The sequence below is a fragment of the Desulfobacterales bacterium genome (assembly GCA_030066985.1).
Taxonomy (GTDB): Bacteria; Desulfobacterota; Desulfobacteria; order Desulfobacterales; family JAHEIW01; genus JAHEIW01.
The window spans coordinates 48539-71259 of the sequence record JASJAN010000022.1 but is presented as its reverse complement, the minus strand read 5'-3'; the positions used below and the strand labels follow the sequence as shown (position 1 = coordinate 71259).

Below are 22721 nucleotides of genomic sequence, written 5' to 3'. Positions count from 1 at the left end.
GATATCCAATGAAAATTGCCTTTATTCACTATCATCTCAAGACCGGTGGGGTGACCACTTGTTTAAAGCAGCAACTCGAAGCACTAAAGGATGACTGCCAAATGTGTGTCATCACCGGTGAACTGCCATCTGCTGATTTTCCGGTAAAAACCATTCATCTTCCGCAACTAGCGTACACCAGTGTTTATCGACGGCCCTTTGAACCCAAGGATGTTGCCGCAGTGTTGATCGATAAAATTTGGGCTCATTTTGACGGCCCCTGTGACCTGGTCCATATCCATAATCCACTATTGGCTAAAAATTCAAAATTCTTGACAATATTAAAGCTGCTGCAAAAAAAAGGCCTCAGCCTGTTGTTACAGGTCCATGATTTTGCCGAAGACGGTCGCTCTCAGCTGTATTTTAACGAAGACTATCCCGCTGACTGCCATTACTGTGTCGTCAATTCTCGCGATTACCAGATACTGCTGAATAGTGGTCTGAAAAAGACGGGACTGCATCAGCTTTTCAACTGCGTGAGTGTACCGCAACTTCCGCAGCAACCCGTTGAACAACAGCCCTATGTTGTCTATCCGATCCGTGCCATCCGTCGCAAAAATATTGGTGAAGCCTTGTTATTGTTACTTTTGTTCGCAGACGACACCACTCTGTCGATTACGTTGCCACCGAACAGCAAGGAAGATATCGCCAGTTATAAGGGATGGAAAGCATTTGCTGCTAAACAGCAGCTGCAAGTTAAATTTGACAGCGGCTTAAATACGCCTTTTGAAACCATCGTTTCCTCGGCACGCTATTTGTTGACAACCAGCATTACAGAAGGCTTCGGGTTTTCTTTTCTGGAACCCTGGCTTTTCGATAAATTCGTATGGGGGCGCAAACTTCCTGAAATCTGCACTGATTTTGAAAGCCGCGGAATTGATCTGAGCCATATGTACACGCACTTGATGGTGCCGATCGAGGAATTTGATGTCGACGCATTCTACAACCAGTTTTGTGTTACGATTAAGGATACCGCCCGAATTTTTGGGATTACAATGGACCCGCCGAAAATACAGAATGCCTTCAACGCCATCACCAAGGGCGGAATGATAGATTTCGGCTTGCTTTCCGAAACGTTTCAAAAACAGATTCTGCAGCACCTTTTGTCTAAACAGGCGTACATTGAAGAATTGCTTACGCTCAATCCGCAGCTTTTAAATATCAGCAGCGCGACTGCTCAAAAGGAAATCATTGAATCCAATCGCAATGCAGTTGTGGGCAACTACCACCCATCCCAATATCGACAACATTTATTAAATCTGTATGCGCAGGTGGCGTCAACCGATGTGCGGCAACGTATCGATAAGCAGAAACTGCTGGCTGAATTTTTTGACCTCAATCGTTTTAGCCTGCTGAAATGGGGTGTTGATGACCCGCAATGATCTGATACAGACCCATTTGACGCCTATGTCGCCGCAGCCAACGCGGTTAACGCCCGGTGGCCGGCTTGCACGCAACATTGAATGTATTTTATTTGATATCTACGGCACGTTATTTATCAGCGGCGCCGGCGATATCAGTTTGGCTCGCCAAGCATCGCCTCAAATGTCAAAACTTGAACATCTGTTAGCCAAATTTAAGGTGTCAATTTCACCACAACTGCTTCTGGAAAATTTACACCGCAGCATCGCTGAACAGCACCGCCAGCTAAGGATGAGCGGCGTCGATCATCCAGAGATTGAAATTGATCAAATCTGGCAGCCGATTCTCGCATGCGATGATATCGAGCAAGTTCGTGCCTTTGCGATTGAATATGAGCTAATCACCAATCCGGTCTTTCCGATGCCCCATCTGGCAGAACTATTGGCAACCTGCAACCAGCAAAACTGCCTTATGGGTCTGGTTTCCAATGCCCAGTTTTTTACACCGCTTTTGTTTGAATGGTTTTTAGGTGCTGATATGGTCCATCTTGGGTTTGATTCGGCGCTTGTGTTTCTGTCATATCAGTTGGGATATGCCAAACCTTCAATGCTCTTTTTCGAAACAGCAGCTGCTGCGATAGATTTGAAAGGCATCCGCCCAGACGCCACCCTAGTGGTGGGCAACGACATGCTCAATGATATTTACCCGGCCCAGCAAATGGGATTCCAAACAGCCCTTTTTGCCGGTGATGCACGCTCGCTTCGCTTAAGGTCGGGTGACCCGCGTTGCCGCGATCTACGTGCGGATCTGATTCTGACGGACCTTGAGCAGTTAATCGGGTATATCGGGTAGGTTCCGGGTTGGGTCGTTCAGCGTTTTTGAACGTAGGATGTTCTAAATTTTACTCTTCATTGTCCTCGTACTCGACCTCGTCCTTATTATCTGATCATCTGAAGGAGAACTGTATTTTTGCTGTTAAAATCCGAGGACGACGACGAGCACGAGGACGATATTGAAGATGTGTCGTTTTTCGGCCTGAATAGTCTCTCTGGGTCCATGACGTGTCGTTTACCGGCTTAATGTGTCAAAATTAAAAGTTCTGGATTCATGGGTTCAGTGCTTGGCTGATGGCCTCTCGCTTCTTGTTGCTGGCCAGAAGCCAGAAGCCCGTTGAATTGAATTATATGGGATTTGAACGTATTTTATTTTATGAAGCGGTCTGTTTGCCAATTCACCGGTATGCGGATTCTTTGCTGATGCCGACTCCTAAAAATAAGGTACCCCTTGTCACGACCATAACGGAATAAATCCCGTGTCAGTCTCACATCCATTGTGCAGTATTCGATAATTTCGCGAATACGCCCCTGCTTCCACCACTTGAGAGCTTGTAAACCATCGGCAGTTTTATTCGCCTTTAATGTTTCCTGGACCAAATGGGCCAGGGACAGTCGGAATCCTAAATGCTGGTGAATGTCTTCGAGGATATCCAGGGTTGTGAGTGAGGCAAAATCAAAACGTGAATAGCCTTGCAGCACGTGATAATCAAAGCGTTTAACATTAAAACCGACAATCACATCAAACTGATTCAGGTGATCAATCAAGCGTTCAATTTGATCTTCCAGGTAAGAGACAAAGACCTTTTGGCGAGAATCATAAATCACCCCGCCGCTCATGCCCATTCGGGGCGCGTTGTGCCAGCCACCGACCTCGGCCGCGGAGCGCTGGGTTTCAAGATCAAATACCCCATAATACAGCTTGTCGGAAGTGTGGGTTGTTTTTTCATGTGGTTTCTTTTTTGCGATGGGACTGGTCGGTGGGTCGACCGTCGCAAGATCACTTATTAAGGGAGTGCGGCCTTTAGGCGTTTTAGAGGCCACCAGATGCTTCAGGATAAAAATGGCTCCCTGCTTATCTATGGGACGATTACCGGAACCGCATTGCGGTGAGTGAACACAGGACGGGCAACCGGATTCACAATTACACTCCTGGATGACCTTGAGGGTGCAAACCAATAAGGGCTGCACTTGAGCATAAGCTGCGCGGGTCAGGCCGGCGCCGCCGGGGATACCATCATAGATAAAAATCCCCGCTCCGCCGATTTGGGGATGATAATTAGTGGACAACCCACCGATGTCATTGTGGTCCACCATGACCAGCAGCGGAAAGATACCAATGGCCGCATGCTCGATGGCATGTAAGGCCCCCATCAGGTCCAGGTCCTGGGATTCACACGCATCCAAAACCGAGGCCGGGATCTGAAACCAAAGCCCCTCGGTTTCAAAAATTTGAGGCGGAAGATTCAAAGCAATACGGTCTAGTGGCCTTTGTGTCCGGACGCACCATTTTTCATATTCGGTAATTTGATCTGTTACTTTAATTTTTCCATAGTAAGTACCTGTTCCATATATATTTTTTTTATCACTTATTTTTAATATTTCTGTCAATTTGTGGCCCCGAACGCGGGTATAATAATCCACCGCTTCCTGAAGGGCACTGATCTTACGTTCCTTGATGTCCAGATGGGTGACCACATAGGTGTCCCCTCTATGGAGATAAACGGCTCCGGGATGGGTTTCCCGAAAAGCCCGGTGCGCATCGATTTCACCAATAGGCTTGCCGGTTTTAACGGTGATAATCTGATAGGGAATGCCTGCGCCCCGCAAATGGATGAGTCGGTGAGGTGCTTTAGAACCAGCATAAATGGTTTGTCCATCGTCACTTCTTAACAGCTGACCGTCGTTTTCAAGTTCGGCTAAAATGTCTGTCGCCAAATCACTTTCGAGCATGGAATCGGCTGCATCCAATGGCAATTCAGTTGCTGCGCAGATCAGATGCGGGGCCATGATTTGGGCATTCAACGGATTGACAACAGCCAATTCCGGATCACGCTGAATGAAGTCCTGAGGGTTGCGCATAAAATACTGGTCAAGCGCATCTTGGCCCGCAATCAGGATCAAAGCGGAATCTTGACCGCTACGCCCCACACGTCCAGCGCGCTGCCAAGTGGATATAATAGAGCCGGGATACCCCACCAGTAGACAAAGATCCAGGTCTCCGATGTCAATGCCCAGTTCCAGAGCACTGGTGGATATCACCGCCATGAGCTCGCCGTTGGTCAGCCGCCTTTCAATATCGCGTCGTTCCTGTGGCAGAAGACCGGCGCGATAGGCACTTATACGATCGGCGAAGGGGCCGGCGTCGTTGTTGGCCCACATGGCAATCAGTTCAGTCAATTTGCGTGATTGCGTGTAAGCAATCGTTCTGAGGTTATGCTTCAAGGCGGTCTGCAGCAACAGAATGGCCGTGCGCGCCGGTCCCAGAGTGGGATTTAGAAATATCAGATGTCGACGCCCTCGGGGGGCACTGTTTTGGCTGATGACTTCGACGCTAAGACCGGAAAGTTGATGCGCGAGCTGTGCGGGATTGGCTACCGTGGCTGAGCTGAAAACAAAAGTCGGCGCGCTGCCGTAGTGCTCGGCAATACGGTGAAATCTTCTAAAAATTTGTGACAGATGGGATCCCGTCACTCCGCGATAAGAATGAACTTCATCCACTACCACCGTGCGCAGACGCGACCAAAAAGCAGCCCATTTGTGATGAAAGGCCATTAACGACAGATGCAACATCTCCGGTGTGCTAATGACCAGATTGGGCGGTGCCTGACGGATTTGTTTGCGGCGATAGGCTGTCGTGTCACCATCGTAAATCGCTGCGGACGGAGAATGCGGCTGCAAGTGGGCGGCCAGCAGCTCAAATGTTTGCAGTTGATCCTGTGCCAGGGCTTTTAGCGGAAAGATATATAACGCGGTAGAATCCGGATCCGCCAAAAATTGTTCAAGTACCGGCAGATCGTAAACCAATGTTTTACCGCTGGCTGTCGGTGTTGCCACGATCACATGCCGTCTGCTGCGGATAAGATCAATGGCCTGTGCCTGATGCCGGTAAAGCGCTCTGATACCGGCAGAATCCAGCAGGGTCTTAATTGCATGCGGCCAGGGATCTGTCGGTTCGGCCCAGCTGGCGGACGTGGCTGGTTGGGTGTGCTGATAGACGATCTGAGAACCCAGTCGTTTTGAAAGTGAAAGCGACCCTAAAAAATCGTCTATTTTGGATTCTGTCACCATGTGATCTGTAGATAATTGTTATCAGAATCCATACGGCAATAGCCTGTTTATGCTTTTACCCGCTCGACATATTGGCCGGTTCGGGTATCAATACGGATATGCTCACCTTCCTGGATAAACGGCGGCACGTTTAAGATATGCCCGGTTTCCAAGGTTGCCGGTTTGGAATCGCCGGAGGCGGTATCCCCTTTTACCCAGGGATCTGTTTTAATCACTTTTAAATCAATGAAATACGGCAGGGTCACTTCGATGGGTTGGCCTTTAAACAACAAAACATTACATACCGTGTTTTCTTTTAGGAAATTTTGAGCGTCACCGATTTGCTCAGCGGTTACAAACTCCTGTTCATAGTTGGAGGTGTTCATGAAACAGTATCGATCCCCGTCAGCATACAAATATTCCATTTGAACCTCTTCCAGATCTGCGGAATTAAATTTTTCACCGGATCGAAAGGTTTTATCAAATTGAACACCTGTTAGCATATTCTTCAATTTACACTTGTAAAGCGCCTGCCCTTTGCCAGGCTTGACAAATTCAAACTGGACAATCACGTAAGGCTCTCCGTCCAGTTCGAGTTTCAGTCCTTTTCTCAAATCACCGCTTTCGAGCATTTTTTTTATACTCCCTTCATTGCGTTACACGATCAGTATTTGAGGTCGATAGCCATTTTTCAGTCTGCCGAACCTGTCCGACCAGTTGTTTGACTTTAGATAGATCTTTTTTAAAACGCATTGGCTGCCCGTGGGCATCATATGCATTGGTCAAAGTGCAGCTGTCGACACCAGCCGGTTGGACTTGCTGGATGCCCTCCGCTGCATTTTGTGGGGAAATCCCTCCCGCTAAGATAACCGGAACATCAGACAGCTGAACCAGTTTGCGGGCTGTTTCCCAATTACAGGTTTTTCCGGTAATACCGACAAAGCCCTGCACCGGCTGATGACTTTGATCATTGCCGGAGGCTTCAACCAAAAACGTATCGGTCAGGAAAAAATCACTGGTAGGTTCAAATCGTTTTGCAAATTCCAATGTTGGCACCGCAAAGCCGCTACCGGCTTGCACAATCGGAATCGATCGCATCACTTTTATTTCCGGAAATCGACTTTTGACATCTGTCTGCAGCTGAGTCAATTGATCGCAAAAATCCCATGAGTGCTCATCCCCTACCAGTGCCTCACAAAAGTGGATGATATCCGGTTGATAATAATCCAGGGTTCGCATTATCGTTTCTGGATGGTGATATAGCGGAATTAAACTGCTTTTGGCGGCCGATGACCGAACGGTTCGGATAGTCTCTTTTAAAGCTGGCAGCTGCCAGTTCTCTTGTGAAAGGATGACACTGCCAATATGATCCACATCCAAATCAATGAGATGCTCAGCTTCAGCCGGTGTCTGAACTTCATATATCTGTACGATTAATCGCTGCACGGAGGCAATTTATTTGAAATGTGATGTTTAATTTTTGACAATAGAAGGATAGAATTCATTTGAAATGCAATATTTAACCCTCTTTTAAAATTTGAAACGCTCAGCAAATGACCTAAGCTGAGCGCTTGTCGAGGTTGTCGCAGCTACGCGGCAGATGTCGTTTCGCTATAGTGACCTATGCGGAACGGCATCTAACACAGTAGATGCGGTAAGATCGGCAAGCCCATGGGGTTTCAAATTTTAAACTATAAAAAGGATAGAATTCATTTGAAATGCAATATTTAACCCTCTTTTAAAATTTGAAACGCTCAGTTTAGGTCATAAATTGTTGACTTTTAATGCCGTCTCTAACATATTCACCCTGAATTCGCAAACCAATGGCCGCAAAATCGTTCATTTCCAATTGTTATTAAAAATCTATCCTTGATATGCAAAAATCGCAAAACGCGTGTTATGAGGCACTCTGAGGGCCTCTTTCAGCCGCATCGATGATATAAGGTGCTGTGCTGAGGCGTCAACGCTTTAAAAACCTAAGCGCTAAAGGAATTTAATCGAACAGATGATACTTATTATTGACTTTGGTTCCCAATACAATCAATTGATTGCCCGCCGCGTGCGGGAAAATCAAGTGTATTGTGTGATCGAACCACCGACCATCAAAGTGGATGCCATTCGGCGCCTGAATCCCGAGGGAATCATTTTATCGGGAGGTCCTTCCAGCATTTACGAAAAAAACAGCCCTAAAATACACCCGGCTGTCTTCAAGATGGGCATACCTGTACTGGGCATCTGCTACGGTATGCAGTTTATGATGTCGTCTCTGGGAGGAACCGTTAAACGGGCCGGGCGGCGTGAATACGGTTTTGCCGAGCTTCGCATCAAGCGCCAAAGCGGTGTCTTTAAAAGCCTTCCTCAAAAAACGCAATGCTGGATGAGCCATGGTGACTCCATTGAGCGTCTGCCAAAAGGCTTTACGATATTGGGATCCACCGATAATACGGCTGTTGCCGCTGCGGCGCATCGCAGCAAGCATTTGGTCGGCGTTCAGTTTCATCCCGAAGTGGCCCATACACCGCAGGGTAAAAAAATTCTGCAAAATTTCTTGTTCGGTGTTTGCGGTTGCAAGCGATCCTGGTCCATGAAATCCTTTGCCAAAGACGCCATTCAGGAAATCCGCCAAACGGTTGCGGACAAAAAAGTTATTTTGGGTTTAAGCGGTGGTGTGGATTCGTCTGTAACAGCAATGCTGCTGCATCAAAGCATTGACAAACAGCTGACGTGCATTTTTGTTGATAATGGTTTACTGCGGAAAAACGAAGCCGCTAAGCTAAAAACAACCCTTAAACAACACTTGAATATCAATATCCGGTTTGTAAATGCCACCAACCGTTTTTTAAAAGCGCTGAAAAACATCACCGATCCGGAAAAAAAGCGCAAAATTATTGGTCGAATTTTTATGGAAGTTTTTGAGGCGGAAGCCAAAAAGATTAAAGGCGCAGAATATTTGGCCCAGGGCACCCTGTATCCGGATGTGATTGAGTCGGTATCGGCATTTGGTGGTCCGACCTCAGTGATTAAATCCCACCATAATGTTGGGGGACTGCCTAAAAAAATGAAATTAAAACTGATCGAACCCCTGCGGTATTTATTTAAGGATGAAGTTCGTCTACTGGGCAAAGAATTGGGGCTGCCGGATGATCTGATCTGGCGGCAACCATTTCCGGGTCCGGGCTTGGCCGTCAGAGTACTGGGTGAAATTACCCGCAAGCGATTGCGGATACTGCGGGATGTGGACGATGTTTTACTTGAAGAGATTAAAGATGCCGGATATTATAAAAAATTATGGCAATCTTTTGCAGTATTGCTACCTCTGAAAAGTGTTGGGGTTATGGGCGACGAAAGAACCTATGAAAATATCATCGCTGTCAGGGCTGTAACAAGCAAAGACGCCATGACTGCAGATTGGGCAAAACTGCCACATAAACTGCTTGGCAAAATATCCAATCGTATCATTAATGAAGTTGATGGCGTTAATCGGGTGGTTTATGATATCAGCTCCAAACCACCCAGTACCATCGAATGGGAATAGACGATAAGGACAAAGACAATGATTGACGACGAGCAATATCCCTCATTTAAGTTTGAAGGTGACGACGAACCGGAGCCGGATCAAAAAGTATATGAGGATGACATCAAGGATCGAAAGGTTGAAAAATTAAGCCATCGCGTCACGATCATCACTATTTTGCTTCCGGTTTTGATTGGCGTTATTTTCTACATTGCCTATCGTGATGTTACCAGCCGCGTAAGCCAGAGCCAAGATGTCGGCGCCATGGAAATTCAAAATTTGACCAGTCAATTGGAAGAAAACTTTTCCGCCCTTTCTGCCAAATACGGCGAACTCGAAACCGCGTTGACTGAAAAGCTGGCGAGTCTTGAAAAGGTCGACAAGGCTATGAAAGAGAATCTAAAACAAGCCGAAGCTACCGTAGCGAAAATAAATGCGACCAAGGCAGACAAAAAAGACCAGCAGCAAGTCGTCGCTAAAATTGAATCGGCCTTAGGTCCCATCCGCAATGAAATAAAAGGCCTGTCCGCAATGCGTAATGATCTCAAATCCATTTCTGCTGAAGTGGCGTCATTGGATAAGGACATGCAGCAGCGACTCTCCGCGATCTCGACCAATGTAGACAAAGCCTTAAGCGACTTAACGCGCATTCAGTCCGAACTGTCGACGGTGTCCAATAAAAAATTAGATAAAGATGCTTTACAACTGGAGTTGTTGAAGGCACGCAAAAGCTTCCAGCGCGACCTTGATGTAACCAAATCGGCTATGGACAAACGCATTGATTCAATGCTCAGAAAAATAAAGGATCTGGAAAAATTAGCGCAGGCACCCACCTTTTCTCCAAGATCCAGTGGGGGCGCGACTTCACAGGGGACCGGCAGCATCACAGAGCAGGAAATCAAGGAATAGCATGGACCATCAATTGCTGACAACTATTTTAAAATCAGTGGCCGGCGGCCAATTATCCGTTAAAGATGCGCTTGAAAAACTGCGCCATCTGAATTTTGAGGATATTGAATTTGCGCATGTGGATCATCACCGCTCTTTGCGCAAAGGGTTTCCAGAAGTGATCTTTGGTGAGGGAAAAACTGCAGACCAGGTGATCGGCATAATGGATAAAATGATGCGTCAGGAAAATATTTTGCTGGTGACGCGTATTGGACCGCAAAAAGCAGATGCCGTAATTGCCCGCTTTCCGGATGCGATTTATCATCCCGATGCCCGCATGATCGTGTGGATGCTCAAAAAGCCGCAGATTATCGGTCGCGGCACCATTCTTATTATATCAGCCGGCACATCTGACATTCCTGTGGCCAAAGAAGCCTATTTGACCGCCGCTGCTATGGGCAACAAGGTGGAAACCATATATGATGTGGGCGTATCGGGCATTCATCGTTTGTTGGGTCACCGTGAAGCAATTGAATCGGCATCTGTGCTGGTGGTTGTTGCTGGAATGGAGGGCGCTTTGCCCAGTGTTGTTGCTGGTATGGTCAGCCGGCCCGTGATTGCCGTACCCACCAGTGTCGGCTACGGCGTCAGCCTCGGTGGTCTAACCGCGCTGTTTGCGATGCTCAACAGTTGCAGCTCCAATGTTGCGGTCGTCAATATCGATAACGGTTTTGGTGCGGGGTATGTGGCGGCGATGATCAATCGGCGGTAAAATCTATTTCAAAAGTGCATCTAATCCAGCAATGGCGGACTCAAAAGGACAACTTTTTTTAGATAAGTTTTAGAAAGGTAGCGCGTTTATGAAAACCCCAGATGCCATTACCACTTTTTCGCAGAGTGAAAAAATCAAGGGTGGTCTGATTTGGATCACGCAAGCCGTGGAACTTTACAAAGCGCTACCTGAAGCCGATAAACCCGGGGCTGAAAAAATCATTAAAGCGGTGGTCGACATGGTGGGCAGCGAGATACTGATCTGCAAAAAAGCAGCGCCCCATGAACTCTGGCCGGAAATTGAAAAAAGCATTGATACAGCGTTGGTGATGATCAATTCCGGTGTCGCGCATGAAGCGGGTTACCACCTTACTCAGGCACTGACCCAGGTCACCACCATCGGTCAAAGATCGATGTCCATCTTGAAAGACAAAGGGCTTCTTTAAGATCAACCTCTTTAGGTCTGCTGATTCACACCCGATATTTAATGCCTGCCGAATGCACTTCCAAGATGCCGCTGGGTCTCATCTCGGCGCGCCGACCCGGATCGTGAATGCAAATGAAAACAAAGCAGAGATAAGGAAGTTATGAGCACCAAGCAACGCATTCTGATTTGTGCACTTATACTGGTATTGGATCTGGTTGTTTTTTTTCTTCCCCTTACGGCTATCTTTCTGGTGTACATCATTCTGCAAAACCCGCCATGGTTCAGAGAATTTTTACAGCAGCTAGATGATCCGAAACCGTCGCTCTAAGCCGTGACGCACTATTTTTTATGTGCAGACAGATAAACTTTGAGCGGGTAGATGGGGTTCAACACGGACATCGGTCGAGGTTGTGATTTGGGCTCAGGGAGGGGTTTAATTATTGTAGCAATTGCCTGCCAGTTGGATGTTAAGCGCCGCTCGGGATTGCAGGACAGACAGGGTTAGGTCCATGTCGTTTTTGCGAGCCTCGTCGGTTGTGTTCATTTTTTGCCGCCAGGCCTTCCCACCGGTATTATAAAAAGAATAGCAATTTCTAACAGCGCCCATAAAACAAGCATTGTTTTCTGCACTGGTTTTGAGTCGATCGATCTCAAGCTTCGCTTGATCCAGCAATTGCATAAATTCTTCGTAACTGACATTGTTTTCCAAACCTTGCTGGATATTGGATAGGGCAGCCAGCACATTTTCTTCTTCTATGGTTATATTAGGGCCTGAACAGGCCATGCTGTTCAACATCAGTATCAGAACACTGCTTAGCACTGCGCATATTTTCATCAAACTCGCCTCGTTCACCTTGTTTTAAACGCAAGCCTTTCCTGCTAGGGGGGCAACACTATTATCATAGCTTAAATCAAGGCGCATGACAAGTTTGATTAAATATTATTATTTAATTTCAATAGTTTATATTAATTAGTGGTTTTGTATCTCAACTTGAGCCGGGCTAAGTCGTCAGCGATTTCCTGGGGCTCGGCAAAATTTAACGCCAGGGTAACATGCCGGTAAGCCTCAATAATTGGAATGGACAAATTGTCAGCATCACGATAGAAACCATTGATGCGCTTTGAGATACCGCTGATACCTTGCATACTGAACAGCAATCTGCGCCGCTCAAACACACCGGATTCGTGCATCGAGTGCATGAGGGCCGGCGGAACCAGAAGATCGGCTTTTATCTGAGACAAACACAACTGAATACCTTCCTGTATACCCGTCAAATGCGTTGTTTTCTGGGAGTCGCTCAACAGCGCCCACATGTGGCCGTTGAAAAATTGCTCGGTTATGGTTGAGCCCTTTCCGGCAGCCGGGACAGTTCCTAAAATGCAGAACACCAGGATGAACAAGCAACCAAATGTCTGGATCAATCGAGTTTTCATTACCATCACCTCCTAAATACGGTGCACCATACTGACCATAAAAAAGATAGGCACCCTCCCCCAGCTTTCAATGCCATTCTTCATTTCGATAAATTTAGATTTGCTGTTGTGGGTTTACCTGGATGTTGCACGAGCGGGAGACTTTCATATGCAAGGCACTTTAGGGCGAGGCTATAGTATAACTATGCCTCGCTCTAAATAATCCGCCTGAGGCGGACCGATGAATGTCTCCCGCTCGCCCATCGGGTGAAAATTAATGCGATAAAATCGTTCCCATCCTTTAGAGTCTGTAAGTATCAGTTGTTGGGAGAGCCTGTTGTTAGCGAACAAAGTTTAGCTGTTATCCTACTTCGCCTTAATTTTCATGCAAAGTTAAGGTGAGTTGGGTTTGAGGGAAACAATCTCCCAAACATATTCAGAGGGCTGGAGGCTGATTTGGGTTGCGTTGATGATCTGTTTCTGAGTTTCGGGAACAAACTCATTCAACACCATATCGATGCGATCGATGAGATTTTGGATTTCCATATCCTTTAAGATGTCAATGATGGCCAGATCATCATGGATTTGATCGATCAAAAATTTTAAGCGCTCATTGCCGGTTTGGAAATAATCAATGCGTTCGTTTAGCAGCGTTATATAAGCCTGCAGGGTTTGCACTAAGCTAAGATTGTATCGGATGCGCAAATTTTGCAAAGCCGCCTCATGTGAAATGATTTCGGTGCGGATCTGTTCAGAGCGGATTTCCACTTGCAATTCAGCCAGATGCTTTTCCAGGTCATGCCGCATTTCAATTGCTTGGTCGATTTTATCAATTATTATCACCCGCAACATTGATATTTCGTTTATTTTTACTTTCAGGGTATTTTTTTTGAGACCGCTGGATGCCACCGATATGGTTGTTATCGACAACAAGATGATCACCAGGTACCATTTAGCAAATACAAACGGTTTCATTTGAGCTCCTGTGCGCTGTAAAAACATCAGCCATAACGTCGGTGCAAAGCGTCTATTTTTTCTCTAAGCTGTTTGGGAACAAATAATTTGCCGCCCGATCGCTCCCACTGTGCCAGATATTCTATTCCGATCTGTGCGTGAGCATCAGGCGTATCCTGCAAACCCATTAGCTCTAATTGACCGCCGTGCCAGTGCAATAGTGTTTCGGCGATTTCAGCGGGAAATTCAGTCAGTCCATTTAACGAAATCCAGTTGCCATCCCATTGAAATAGATAATGGGCCACCCGTGGTGACAGGGCCTTGATTCCGTTCATGCAGATCCAGCTACCTTTCCACTGGCACAGTTGCCTGGCAGCGCCTGGAGAGATTTCGCTGATCTGATTCAAGAAAAGATCTGAACCCTGCATCTCTGTGATGCATTCTGCCGTTGCTGCTGAAATTACGGATAGCTCTCCGATACGAGAAAAATCACCTGCACAAATTTCGGCGGATATAATCTGGTTTTTAGAATAAACCGGTTGGGGTGACACTTTATCCTGCTTGTTTTGGATCTGCTCCCAAATCGTTTCAATGGATTCCAGGCGTGCGTCTGTTGGATCAATAGCAAGTTTGTCAGCAGTGGGCCGGTATTTCTGAAGCGCCCGATGCATCTCCTGTACGTGCTGATCCATATCAATGCCACTGGCAACTGCAGACAGCTGAAGATCCATCATCACGCGCCGTTTTATGAACAACAGGTCCTCACAGGCGCCTGATACCCATGCGAGAGGCCTTTCCAACTGGCCAATATAGGCTTGACGCCGCTGGATGGTCTTTAGACTGAAAACGATTCGATGATGAGCGGTGGCTTCAAGAAAGGTCTGTATATCGGTGTTATGTTGTGCATCTAAAATTTCTTTTTCCTGTTCCTCAATGCTTTGCTGATATCTTTTTTTAAGTGCCAGTATTTCAGCTTTTTTTTTGAGCAAGGTGTCTCTGAGGGTGCTGATCTCATTTATCGAGTCGTCGTATATACTGGGCGTTACCAGCGATTGAATTTCACGAATTTCTTTTCTTTCGACCTTTGCCGGCTGAGGGTGTATCGTTTGCATCTGTTGCGCATCTTTTGGGCTCGTTTTGGGTTTTGATTTATTATCGAAAATAAAAAAGCCTGAAAAAAGAGCAATAATTAAAACTGCGGATACCGCTATTTTCACCAATGATGTTCTGGCATCAGGTGTCTGCAGATCATTTTCTTCCGCGTCATCTTCAAGCGTTTCGTCATCAGTTGCGGATTGGTTTTCGGGTGCTGTTGCGGCTGTTTCCTCTTCAACGTTTTCGTCTGATGATTCCGTTTTCGTTTTTGGGTCGCCCCCCTCATCTTGCGCGGCTTCCTGTTCTGCTGCGACATCTTCCCCTTCTGTATCCAACATTGTAAGTTCATCAGCTGTTTCTGTAGGCGCTTTAATTGTATCATCCGTTTCGGGGATATTTTCTGCAGAATCCGGATCATTTTCTTTTTCATTTGTACCCGTTTGATGTTCTTCGTCATCTTTGGCCGGGTCGGCTGGGGCATCATCTGTGTTTTCGCTGGGTAACGGTTCAATTGGGTGGTCTGATTCTGTTTCTTCCGCCGACGATCCCTGCGCCTCATCGGTCTTATTCGCCTCCTGATCAACTGCTTCGGATGTTGCAGACACCGCTTCTTCAACATTACTGGTATCGGTTGCTTCAGCTTTTAATTCCGTATTTTCAACGTCCGCTTCTGGTGCGCTCTCATGTTTGACATCCGATTCTTCTTGATTGGGATCGTTGAGGTCATCGACACTGACCTGCTCTTCCGGCGCCTCAACGATATCGATCTCATCTGCTTTTTCGTCACCGGACGCTTCAGCCGGGGAGGCAGTGGCATCTTCTGGCGCTTGATCTGGAATGTCAGTCTTTTCAGGAACCGGGTCTGTTGCGATTGAATCGGCTGCATTGGCAACTGTTGCAGTCTCATTGGTTTGGTTGCTTGAATCGGTCGCGTCTTTTTCATGATCGTCTGCGGCCAACTCAGCGTTTTGACCTTCTGAACCGTCGCCAGTTTCTTGATTTGATTCAAGCGGCTGTTCTTGAACCAGAGTTTGGTCAGCGTTTTCAGCCGGATTTTTTGTGGTTGGTATTGGTTCAGAATCCGGCCCTGAATTATCTAAACCATTACTTTCATGATCTGCTGATTCATCATCAAATGGTTCAATTTTTCCATTATCAAAGTCTTGGACAGATTCCTCTGTTTTGGCCTCAGATGGGTCAGATTGTTGGATGTCTTCGGATGTTTTTTCAGTTCTATCCATTTTCATTTTCCTGTTTGCAGTCTGGTCTGCGGATTCCAAAAGGTATTATCGGCAATTTATGGATATTCTTAAGCCAATTTGCTGATATCACTTGATTTTGATAATGAAAAAAATCTTGCGCGATCCGGATCGATTCATACAAAAAAGTGCAGAGAAGCGTAAAGTGGGATTAATTACAGGGATCTAACTTGACATATACCACAATGTAGGATATTTTAAACGTGCGCAAGGAAGCCGGCTACCGCAAGGCGCCGGGGGGTGTTCCAGCCTTTCCATACTTCCTTGTGCGTTTCTGTTTTCGGTGATGCTTATTGACTGTTGACCGTTTTTTATATCTTCACCCTATTCCGCTTTCAAATTTTCGACCAAGCGATTAAATTGGGTAAAATACGCCTCCCAGTTCCGCCAGGCCGTAAAATCATAAATTTCATGGGTTTTTTGAAGATTTTCTAGCCATTCCTTTTCAGCATCCATGCGGCCATTATCCAAACGCAACGGAAATAAAACAGACCGGTTGCGATTGTGTTCTTCCTCGATGGCTGCTTCCACCTCTTTTTGAATCCACTGACTTTCGACTGAAAATTTTGAGAGTACCACTATCAGTTTATCCTGAATGCGGATTAACTGATCGACCTGTTGCCGAATGGCATCTCCCATCTTCATTTCTTCGGGCGCATACCAGCAGCGGATACCTTCGCGTTGCAAGTCGTCACCGATTTTATCGATAAAATTGCGATCGTTACCCGAAAAACTGATAAAACAGCTGTTATACTTAAAGGCTTTTTCATTCAAATAACTGGTATAGGAAATAAAATGTTCCGGCACACCGGCCCCCTGGAGAAATTCCTTAGGAATGTTACCTCGCGAACGATAAACCGTGTCGATTCCGATGGTTGAAGGCCCGAAATGCTTGACCGCATTCAGACCGATCGTCTCACTCAGATTGTTATCACCGAAACAGCTCCAAGCAACAAAAACTTCACTGAGGTTGCTGCGTTTTAGTTCAGCTTTCGTCAGATTGGCTTCGATCAAATTGGCACCCGTGAGATTGGCGTTGTTAAAAATGGCCTTAATAAGATAGGCCCATCTGAAGTCGGCCCGCTGGCAATCCGCGTTGCTGAGGTCTGCGCTGGCCAAATCCGAGCGTATAAATATCGCTCGTTTTAAGTCAGCCTCACTTAAGTCAGCCCCGCTGAGGTACGTTTCACTAAGGTTGGCTTCGCTCAAATTGGCCATATTAAAAATTGCACGACTGAGGTTTGCTCGCCGCAAGTCAGCACGATTGAGGTTGGCGCCACCCAAATTGGCCCAGGTCAAATCTGCCCACCTTAAATCGGTTTCGCTTAAATTGGCGCCTTTCAGATCCGCTTTGCTCAAGTTGGAACCCGCCAAATCGGGTTCGGTATCGGCATTTTCTGTGCGCCATTGATTCCAAGCTGAGACGCCCTTGTTGAGGACTTCCAGATGCTGGGGAATTGCCATTGCCGTTCTCCTTACGCAGCCTAATAGATTTAGCAGCCGTCACTCGGTTGATGAACTGTTTCATCTAGCACGAACATATAACTGCTGAATTGAATTATCGGTCATTTTGATCCATAGCTTTAGCCATGAAACTATTCATATTGAAATCTATATAACCCTTTAAAAATATGAAAAATCCTGCCCATTTTTATTTCGTTTAGTTCTCAAAATCATCTGAGTAAAAGGGTTCCTATTATTCGTAACAGCCCATGATCGCATCAGATATAATTTATTCGGGTATTGGCATGATTTCTGCAAAATTCAAATCTAGGGGAATTCAAACGCTAATCAATTCGTCAGAGGTGGGTCTCATGGAAGCCAAAAAATTAAAAACCGATGAGGCGTCGGTGCTGGATGTCGAACCCGGGGTGGCCTCAGAAGAGAGGTCTTTGATCCTTATAGAGGGTAAGCCTCAAAAAAAAATTGATCAAACCATCAGCACACCGCATCAATATGTCAGTCGATACCATTATGAAACCCGGGATCTGGGCAGCTTCCTGGAGTTATGCCCGCACTGCAGAAAACCATCCATTCTCGCGCTGCGCAAAACAGTGATCGATACCGCTATCGGTTATCTGAATGAGAAAGAGCAGATCAGGGAACGCCGCGCCAATCGTCGCCGCATTTTATCTCTCATAATAGGATTGATTGGTGTCGCCGGTGGTCTTTACTATGTATTTTTTCATTTAATCTCCGGTTTCAGATTCTAATCGGTTTCGTTCTACGCTCAAGCCATTCATCAACGCGTTCAATAGCGCCAGCGTGCAGCATTCTAAGGTGACGCGCCGTCATGGATAGGTGCGCAACAAAATTTTTGTTAGCTATACTCGCGCCGTTATCCGATTTTCCCACATTATGCAAAGAATATGATATGATTGAAAAAGGGTTTTGAGACCAACCATTTAGGATGGGATGCAGGGCTGGCACGCTGCCCTGTCTAACGCGCCGGGCTTTGCAACCGGATGGGATATGGGAAAATGGAATCTGTCAAAGACATCTGTGAGCGCATCGTCACCAATATTGAGAAAGTCATCCGCGGACAATCTGACGCCATTCGAATAATTATCAGTGCCTTTGCCAGTGGTGGTCATATCCTGATAGAAGACTATCCTGGAACCGGTAAAACAACACTGGCAAAAGCAATAGCGAAATCGATGGCGGTTAAGTTTAAGCGCATTCAGTTTACACCGGACTTGTTGCCGTCTGACATTCTGGGCGTTTCGATTTTTAATCAGAAAGATCAAAATTTTACTTTTCACGAGGGGCCTGTTTTTACCAATGTCTTGCTAGCCGATGAAATCAATCGTGCATCCCCACGCACCCAATCAGCGTTGCTTGAGGCAATGGCTGAATCTCAGGTCAGCATCGATGGACAACTCAAACCATTGGAAGAGCCTTTTTTTGTGATTGCCACCCAAAATCCGGTTGAAACCAGCGGAACCTACCCTTTGCCTGAAGCCCAGATGGATCGATTCGCGTTGCGGTTTTCTTTGGGCTATATCCCGCTGGAAGAAGAAATGGAAGTACTGTCAGATCAACGCCAAAGCCATCCCATTCATGACCTTGCGCCCTGTATATCCAAAGAAGACGTCGTGTTGTTAAGAAACCAGGTCAAGCAGGTTCGCATCAGCGATGAGCTTAGAGAATATGCCGTCAAAATTGTGCGCGCAACTCGATCGGCGGAGCATGTCGCCATGGGTGCCAGCCCACGGGCATCCTTGGCACTTATGAAAACCGCACAAGCGCTGGCTCTTTTCGATGGCAGCGAATTTGTCGTTCCGGAGCATATTCAGGAAATTGCAGTGCCGGTCATTGCTCACCGGATTGTGATGCATCCTCAGGCGCGCTTTGCTGGGTTGACCGCCGAGCAGCTAGTTGATGATACGGTTAAAAAAATCAACGTACCGGCTTAACTCTCAATATCGATTCGACATCAGAATGACGCCATAGCAGACGCTAAATGAAAAGAATCACATATTGGTTCTACCATTCACTCTTTAAAACGAAGCGGTACCTGTCAAAACGCTTTACCCGCGCCGGTATTTTTTTGCTTGCCCTGTTGGTGTTTGCAGCCATCTTGGGGGCCGACACCACCCTGTCCATGGTTTTTCAGATCTTTACGTTTATTGCGGTCTTAATTTTGATATCCTTTGTGCTGAGCCTTAAAATACGCACCCACTTTGACGCACAACGAAAATTACCACGTTTTGTCACAGCCGGCATACCCTTTGAGTATGACCTCAGCATCCAAAACCTCTACCGCCGGCACTATGACAAGTTATATCTAATTGATGAATTTGCCGGTTCAGCTCTCACATATCAGGAATTTCTTCAGATCAAGCCTTTCTTTCAGACTGGCAAACCCAATGCAGCGCGAAAAAAAAGAACTCAGCCTTGGTCTCAGCTGGTGGCCCACAAACAAGGGGCGCTCAAAGAGCCGCAAAGGCATCTTGCTTTGGCTCCCAATGAGGTTAAAAATCTGCGTCTGGAAGTGATGCCATTGCGCAGAGGCCGCATCCAGCTCGCCGGTATTTCAGTGGCCCGACCGGATCCTTTGGGGCTTTGTTATACGCGGCAATTTAAAAGACTGCCACAATCCATTCTGGTACTGCCCAAACGATATTCCCTACCACCGATCCAAATGCCTGGCGGTCGCAAACACCATTCCGGCGGTATTGCTTTAACAATGTCTGTGGGTGAATCTGAAGAATTTGTTTCGTTGCGTGATTACCGACCCGGGGATCCCTTACGAAAAATTCATTGGAAAAGCTGGGCCAGAACCGGCAAGCCGATTGTCAAAGAATACCAGGAAGAATATTATGTGCGGCATGTTTTAATTTTAGATACCTTTGTCGGACAGCGCTATGCAGAGGCTTTTGAAGAGGCGGTCTCGCTAGCGGCTTCGTTTGCCTGCACCGTCCAGAGTCAAGAGTCATTGCTTGATCTGATTTTTGTAGGACTTGAGGTATATTGTTTTACCGCTGGCCGAGGACTTGGACAAACCGATAAAATTCTAGAAGCACTGGCAGATGTCCAACCCTGTGAAAGCAAGCCCTTTGAAACGCTGTTGCCAAACGTCATGTCCAGAGCGGCGTTCTGTTCCGGCTGTATTTGCATTTTTCTCAACTGGGACGAGCAGCGGCAGCAGCTGGTGCAGCTTCTACGAAACTTGGATATACCTGTTTTCGTGTTGATCATTTTGCAACCCGATGACGCGGTCATCCCAGAACCCGGTCCCTTGAGCGATGTGGCTGATACTTTTCATGTGCTGCGGGCCGGTGAAATCGAAATGGGGCTCAGTCAGATATGAAAACACCTCCCCTGCTCATTGGTGCCGCTATTTTATTTTGGGGATTGACGATGCACCAACTCGTGCTGGCAGCGCTAATGGCGTTTGGTGTTGAAGCATCGCGATGGATTAAGCACCGCTGGGAGCTTAACGAATCTGACTTTAAAAGAGCTTCGACACTTTGTACAATGGCGCTCATCGGTCTGGCCTTTTATCAGTTTCTAACCGGCTGGCTTAATCATCCGGCCTGGATGGTGTTTCAATGGTTGCCCGCAGTCTTGCTGCCCTTGCTTCTGGCGCAGGTATACAGTACTGCCGGACGCATTGATCCGCGTGTTCTTTTTTTGCTTCGCAAAAAACAGATCTTGAGCGCGCACAGCAAAAATCAACCGATCGATTTTTCATTCATTTATCTGGCGGCTTGTGTCTTCAGTACCGGCTTTGTCAACCAACGCAGTGGGCTGTTTTATATCGGCCTGTTGGGCTTGAGCGTCTGGGCGTTGTGGTCATACCGACCCCGCCATTCACCTTGGGCATTTTGGATGATTCTGCTATTGATCGCTGGCGGTGCCGGTTATTTGGGGCAAATTGGTTTAGCAAAACTTCAAACCGTGGTGGAACAAAAAACCACTCATTTTTTTTCTCCCAGCGGTGATTCTTATCGAAAATACACCCAAATCGGCGACGTTCCGAATGAGAAATTGTCCAGTCGTATCGTTTTTCGTGCCCGGCCGGGTGGATCGGATCAACGTTCCCTGCTGCTGCGAGAAGCCACATATGATACCTTCAGGTCGTTTCCGTCCATCTGGAGCGTGTCTCGCAAGTATTTCAACCGGCTACACAAAAGCGCCGATTCGTATGACTGGCAACTGGCGACCCCAGCAGGGCCTGCAAGGTCCTGCACGATTGCACAGCAATTAAAGGGTAAAGACGCCTTGCTAAAAATACCTAGTGGTTCATTTCAGATCGACAATCTCAGGGCCGAACGGGCCGAAAAAAATGATTTTGGGGCCGTTAAAGTCCGCGGAGACGGCCTGATATCGTATACGGTCCAATATGGTCTGGGATCTTCTCTGATCTCTCCGCCTGGAAGCCGCGATTTAGCCATTCCCAAGCACGAACTAAAGGTCATTACGCAAATCGCCGAGCAATTGAATTTGCGGACATTGCCACCCGCAGAAATCCTGAAAACGATAAAAACTCATTTTGAAACCGAATTCACCTATTCCCTGAAAGCAAAATCGAAACATAAAAAATCAACCCCGATTAGCAATTTCTTAACCCAAACCCGATCGGGCCATTGTGAATATTTTGCGACGGCAACGGTGTTGTTACTGAGGCAGGCCGGCATTCCCGCACGTTATGTCCGCGGATATTCTGTCAATCCATCCGACACCATGGGGGGCTGGAGTCTGGTGCGTTCGCGCTATGCGCATGCCTGGACTGTGGCTTATGTTGACGGTAGGTGGATCAATTTGGATACAACGCCGGCAACCTGGCAGGAGACCGAAGGCCAACAGCTGCCCCGATGGCAGCATTACTGGCAAAAAATCAGGGATGTCACATCCGGGGTTATATTTTGGCTGTCCCAATGGCGCCTAAAGATACAGGGCAGTAGATATCTTAAATATTTTCCCCTGTTGCTGTTGCCGCTGTTTATCTGGGCGGGTTGGCGGATGATGGCTAGGTTCTTGAAAGGCCGCAAATTCAAAAGAACTGTTCGTTGTACGCCGAAAAAGGGATTACCGGTGGCTGGTGCTGATTCAGCCTTTTACCCTATCGAGCAAAGGTTAAACCAGCTGGGTTTCACGCGCTATCCGTGGGAAACCCTGTCAAAATGGCTGAAACGAATTGAGGGGGTTGTGGGTCAGCGGGTTTCACTAGACGTTCCCCGCCAAGTGTTGGCATTTCACTACCGCTACCGCTTTGACCCCCAGGGGCTGAGCGCTGCCGATAAATCGCATATGATTGCGCTGAGCGCAACCTGGTTGGATGAACATCAAGCAGATAGAGGATCCTAAAAATCAACCGTGAACACCAATGGTTTCAGTAGCCGGATCGTGCCAAGCCCGCTGCCAGAGAGCGTTTCTTTGTACCCAAATTT

The 22721-nt window shown here is 46.9% G+C and carries 19 protein-coding genes; 11 read left to right on the top strand and 8 right to left on the bottom strand.

Annotation, left to right across the window (positions count from 1 at the left end; translation table 11 throughout):
* Positions 1-8 precede the first annotated feature (8 nt).
* Together QNJ26_12590 and QNJ26_12585 are read left to right on the top strand one after the other, a co-directional pair.
* Complete coding sequence (locus tag QNJ26_12590) at positions 9-1421, top strand: hypothetical protein (GenBank protein MDJ0986373.1); 1413 nt, start codon at positions 9-11, stop codon at positions 1419-1421.
* Positions 1408-2253 (top strand): HAD family hydrolase, encoded by an 846-nt coding sequence (locus QNJ26_12585; GenBank protein ID MDJ0986372.1) that lies wholly within the window; start codon positions 1408-1410, stop codon positions 2251-2253. Before QNJ26_12590 ends, QNJ26_12585 begins: the two co-directional genes overlap by 14 nt.
* A gap of 350 nt (positions 2254-2603) precedes the next feature.
* On the opposite strand, the gene QNJ26_12580 is transcribed toward QNJ26_12585, so the two are convergent.
* Genes QNJ26_12580 through QNJ26_12570 form a run of 3 tightly spaced genes read right to left on the bottom strand, consistent with a single transcriptional unit; the run spans position 2604 to position 6950 of the window.
* A complete protein-coding gene (locus QNJ26_12580; protein ID MDJ0986371.1) occupies positions 2604-5525 on the bottom strand; it encodes a DEAD/DEAH box helicase in 2922 nt (973 codons plus the stop codon).
* Between the two features lie 47 nt (positions 5526-5572).
* Positions 5573-6136 (bottom strand): elongation factor P, encoded by a 564-nt coding sequence (gene efp, locus QNJ26_12575; protein ID MDJ0986370.1) that lies wholly within the window; start codon positions 6134-6136, stop codon positions 5573-5575.
* A 16-nt stretch (positions 6137-6152) separates the two neighbouring features.
* Positions 6153-6950: a hypothetical protein gene (locus QNJ26_12570; protein MDJ0986369.1), complete on the bottom strand. Its 798-nt coding sequence runs from the start codon at positions 6948-6950 to the stop codon at positions 6153-6155.
* Between the two features lie 559 nt (positions 6951-7509).
* On the opposite strand from QNJ26_12570, the gene guaA reads away from it, so the two are divergent.
* The 5 genes from guaA (at position 7510) to QNJ26_12545 (ending at position 11432) form a co-directional block, all read left to right on the top strand.
* Positions 7510-9039 (top strand): glutamine-hydrolyzing GMP synthase, encoded by a 1530-nt coding sequence (gene guaA / locus QNJ26_12565; protein ID MDJ0986368.1) that lies wholly within the window; start codon positions 7510-7512, stop codon positions 9037-9039.
* An 18-nt stretch (positions 9040-9057) separates the two neighbouring features.
* Positions 9058-9927, top strand: a complete 870-nt coding sequence (locus tag QNJ26_12560; protein MDJ0986367.1) for a hypothetical protein — start codon at positions 9058-9060, stop codon at positions 9925-9927.
* Position 9928: 1 nt separating this feature from the next.
* Positions 9929-10678 carry a nickel pincer cofactor biosynthesis protein LarB gene (larB, locus tag QNJ26_12555; protein ID MDJ0986366.1) on the top strand — a complete coding sequence of 250 codons (750 nt, stop codon included), beginning with the start codon at positions 9929-9931 and terminating at the stop codon, positions 10676-10678.
* Positions 10679-10766: 88 nt separating this feature from the next.
* A complete protein-coding gene (locus QNJ26_12550; GenBank protein ID MDJ0986365.1) occupies positions 10767-11123 on the top strand; it encodes a hypothetical protein in 357 nt (118 codons plus the stop codon).
* 141 nt (positions 11124-11264) lie between these two features.
* A complete protein-coding gene (locus tag QNJ26_12545) occupies positions 11265-11432 on the top strand; it encodes a hypothetical protein (protein ID MDJ0986364.1) in 168 nt (55 codons plus the stop codon).
* A gap of 105 nt (positions 11433-11537) precedes the next feature.
* Here the strand turns inward: QNJ26_12545 and QNJ26_12540 are convergent, their stop codons facing one another.
* The 5 genes from QNJ26_12540 to QNJ26_12520 form a co-directional block, all read right to left on the bottom strand.
* Positions 11538-11939 carry a hypothetical protein gene (locus QNJ26_12540; GenBank protein ID MDJ0986363.1) on the bottom strand — a complete coding sequence of 134 codons (402 nt, stop codon included), beginning with the start codon at positions 11937-11939 and terminating at the stop codon, positions 11538-11540.
* Positions 11940-12070: 131 nt separating this feature from the next.
* Positions 12071-12538 carry a hypothetical protein gene (locus tag QNJ26_12535; protein ID MDJ0986362.1) on the bottom strand — a complete coding sequence of 156 codons (468 nt, stop codon included), beginning with the start codon at positions 12536-12538 and terminating at the stop codon, positions 12071-12073.
* A 372-nt stretch (positions 12539-12910) separates the two neighbouring features.
* Positions 12911-13492: a hypothetical protein gene (locus tag QNJ26_12530; protein ID MDJ0986361.1), complete on the bottom strand. Its 582-nt coding sequence runs from the start codon at positions 13490-13492 to the stop codon at positions 12911-12913.
* A gap of 26 nt (positions 13493-13518) precedes the next feature.
* Complete coding sequence (locus tag QNJ26_12525) at positions 13519-15807, bottom strand: hypothetical protein (GenBank protein ID MDJ0986360.1); 2289 nt, start codon at positions 15805-15807, stop codon at positions 13519-13521.
* Positions 15808-16149: 342 nt separating this feature from the next.
* The gene (locus tag QNJ26_12520; protein MDJ0986359.1) at positions 16150-17289 is read right to left on the bottom strand and encodes a toll/interleukin-1 receptor domain-containing protein; all 1140 of its coding nucleotides are present in this window, start codon (positions 17287-17289) and stop codon (positions 16150-16152) included.
* A 350-nt stretch (positions 17290-17639) separates the two neighbouring features.
* Between QNJ26_12520 and QNJ26_12515 the strand changes: the two genes are divergently transcribed.
* The 4 genes from QNJ26_12515 (at position 17640) to QNJ26_12500 (ending at position 22638) form a co-directional block, all read left to right on the top strand.
* Complete coding sequence (locus QNJ26_12515; GenBank protein ID MDJ0986358.1) at positions 17640-18038, top strand: hypothetical protein; 399 nt, start codon at positions 17640-17642, stop codon at positions 18036-18038.
* 267 nt (positions 18039-18305) lie between these two features.
* Positions 18306-19241, top strand: coding sequence for a MoxR family ATPase (locus QNJ26_12510; protein ID MDJ0986357.1), 936 nt, complete (start codon positions 18306-18308; stop codon positions 19239-19241).
* Positions 19242-19288: 47 nt separating this feature from the next.
* Positions 19289-20638, top strand: a complete 1350-nt coding sequence (locus tag QNJ26_12505) for a DUF58 domain-containing protein (GenBank protein ID MDJ0986356.1) — start codon at positions 19289-19291, stop codon at positions 20636-20638.
* Entirely contained in the window at positions 20635-22638 is a 2004-nt protein-coding gene (locus QNJ26_12500) for a transglutaminase domain-containing protein (protein MDJ0986355.1), read from the top strand. Before QNJ26_12505 ends, QNJ26_12500 begins: the two co-directional genes overlap by 4 nt.
* Positions 22639-22721: the final 83 nt, after the last annotated feature.

Coding starts and splice junctions, on each gene's coding strand:
- QNJ26_12550 (MDJ0986365.1), top strand. CDS start 10,767: ATGAAAACCCCAGATGCCATTACCACTTTTTCGCAGAGTGAAAAAATC.
- QNJ26_12500 (MDJ0986355.1), top strand. CDS start 20,635: ATGAAAACACCTCCCCTGCTCATTGGTGCCGCTATTTTATTTTGGGGA.
- QNJ26_12510 (MDJ0986357.1), top strand. CDS start 18,306: ATGGAATCTGTCAAAGACATCTGTGAGCGCATCGTCACCAATATTGAG.
- guaA (MDJ0986368.1), top strand. CDS start 7,510: ATGATACTTATTATTGACTTTGGTTCCCAATACAATCAATTGATTGCC.
- larB (MDJ0986366.1), top strand. CDS start 9,929: ATGGACCATCAATTGCTGACAACTATTTTAAAATCAGTGGCCGGCGGC.
- QNJ26_12585 (MDJ0986372.1), top strand. CDS start 1,408: ATGACCCGCAATGATCTGATACAGACCCATTTGACGCCTATGTCGCCG.
- QNJ26_12560 (MDJ0986367.1), top strand. CDS start 9,058: ATGATTGACGACGAGCAATATCCCTCATTTAAGTTTGAAGGTGACGAC.
- QNJ26_12530 (MDJ0986361.1), bottom strand. CDS start 13,492: ATGAAACCGTTTGTATTTGCTAAATGGTACCTGGTGATCATCTTGTTG.
- QNJ26_12525 (MDJ0986360.1), bottom strand. CDS start 15,807: ATGGATAGAACTGAAAAAACATCCGAAGACATCCAACAATCTGACCCA.
- QNJ26_12545 (MDJ0986364.1), top strand. CDS start 11,265: ATGAGCACCAAGCAACGCATTCTGATTTGTGCACTTATACTGGTATTG.
- QNJ26_12515 (MDJ0986358.1), top strand. CDS start 17,640: ATGGAAGCCAAAAAATTAAAAACCGATGAGGCGTCGGTGCTGGATGTC.
- efp (MDJ0986370.1), bottom strand. CDS start 6,136: ATGCTCGAAAGCGGTGATTTGAGAAAAGGACTGAAACTCGAACTGGAC.
- QNJ26_12535 (MDJ0986362.1), bottom strand. CDS start 12,538: ATGAAAACTCGATTGATCCAGACATTTGGTTGCTTGTTCATCCTGGTG.
- QNJ26_12540 (MDJ0986363.1), bottom strand. CDS start 11,939: ATGAAAATATGCGCAGTGCTAAGCAGTGTTCTGATACTGATGTTGAAC.
- QNJ26_12520 (MDJ0986359.1), bottom strand. CDS start 17,289: ATGGCAATTCCCCAGCATCTGGAAGTCCTCAACAAGGGCGTCTCAGCT.
- QNJ26_12590 (MDJ0986373.1), top strand. CDS start 9: ATGAAAATTGCCTTTATTCACTATCATCTCAAGACCGGTGGGGTGACC.
- QNJ26_12505 (MDJ0986356.1), top strand. CDS start 19,289: ATGAAAAGAATCACATATTGGTTCTACCATTCACTCTTTAAAACGAAG.
- QNJ26_12580 (MDJ0986371.1), bottom strand. CDS start 5,525: ATGGTGACAGAATCCAAAATAGACGATTTTTTAGGGTCGCTTTCACTT.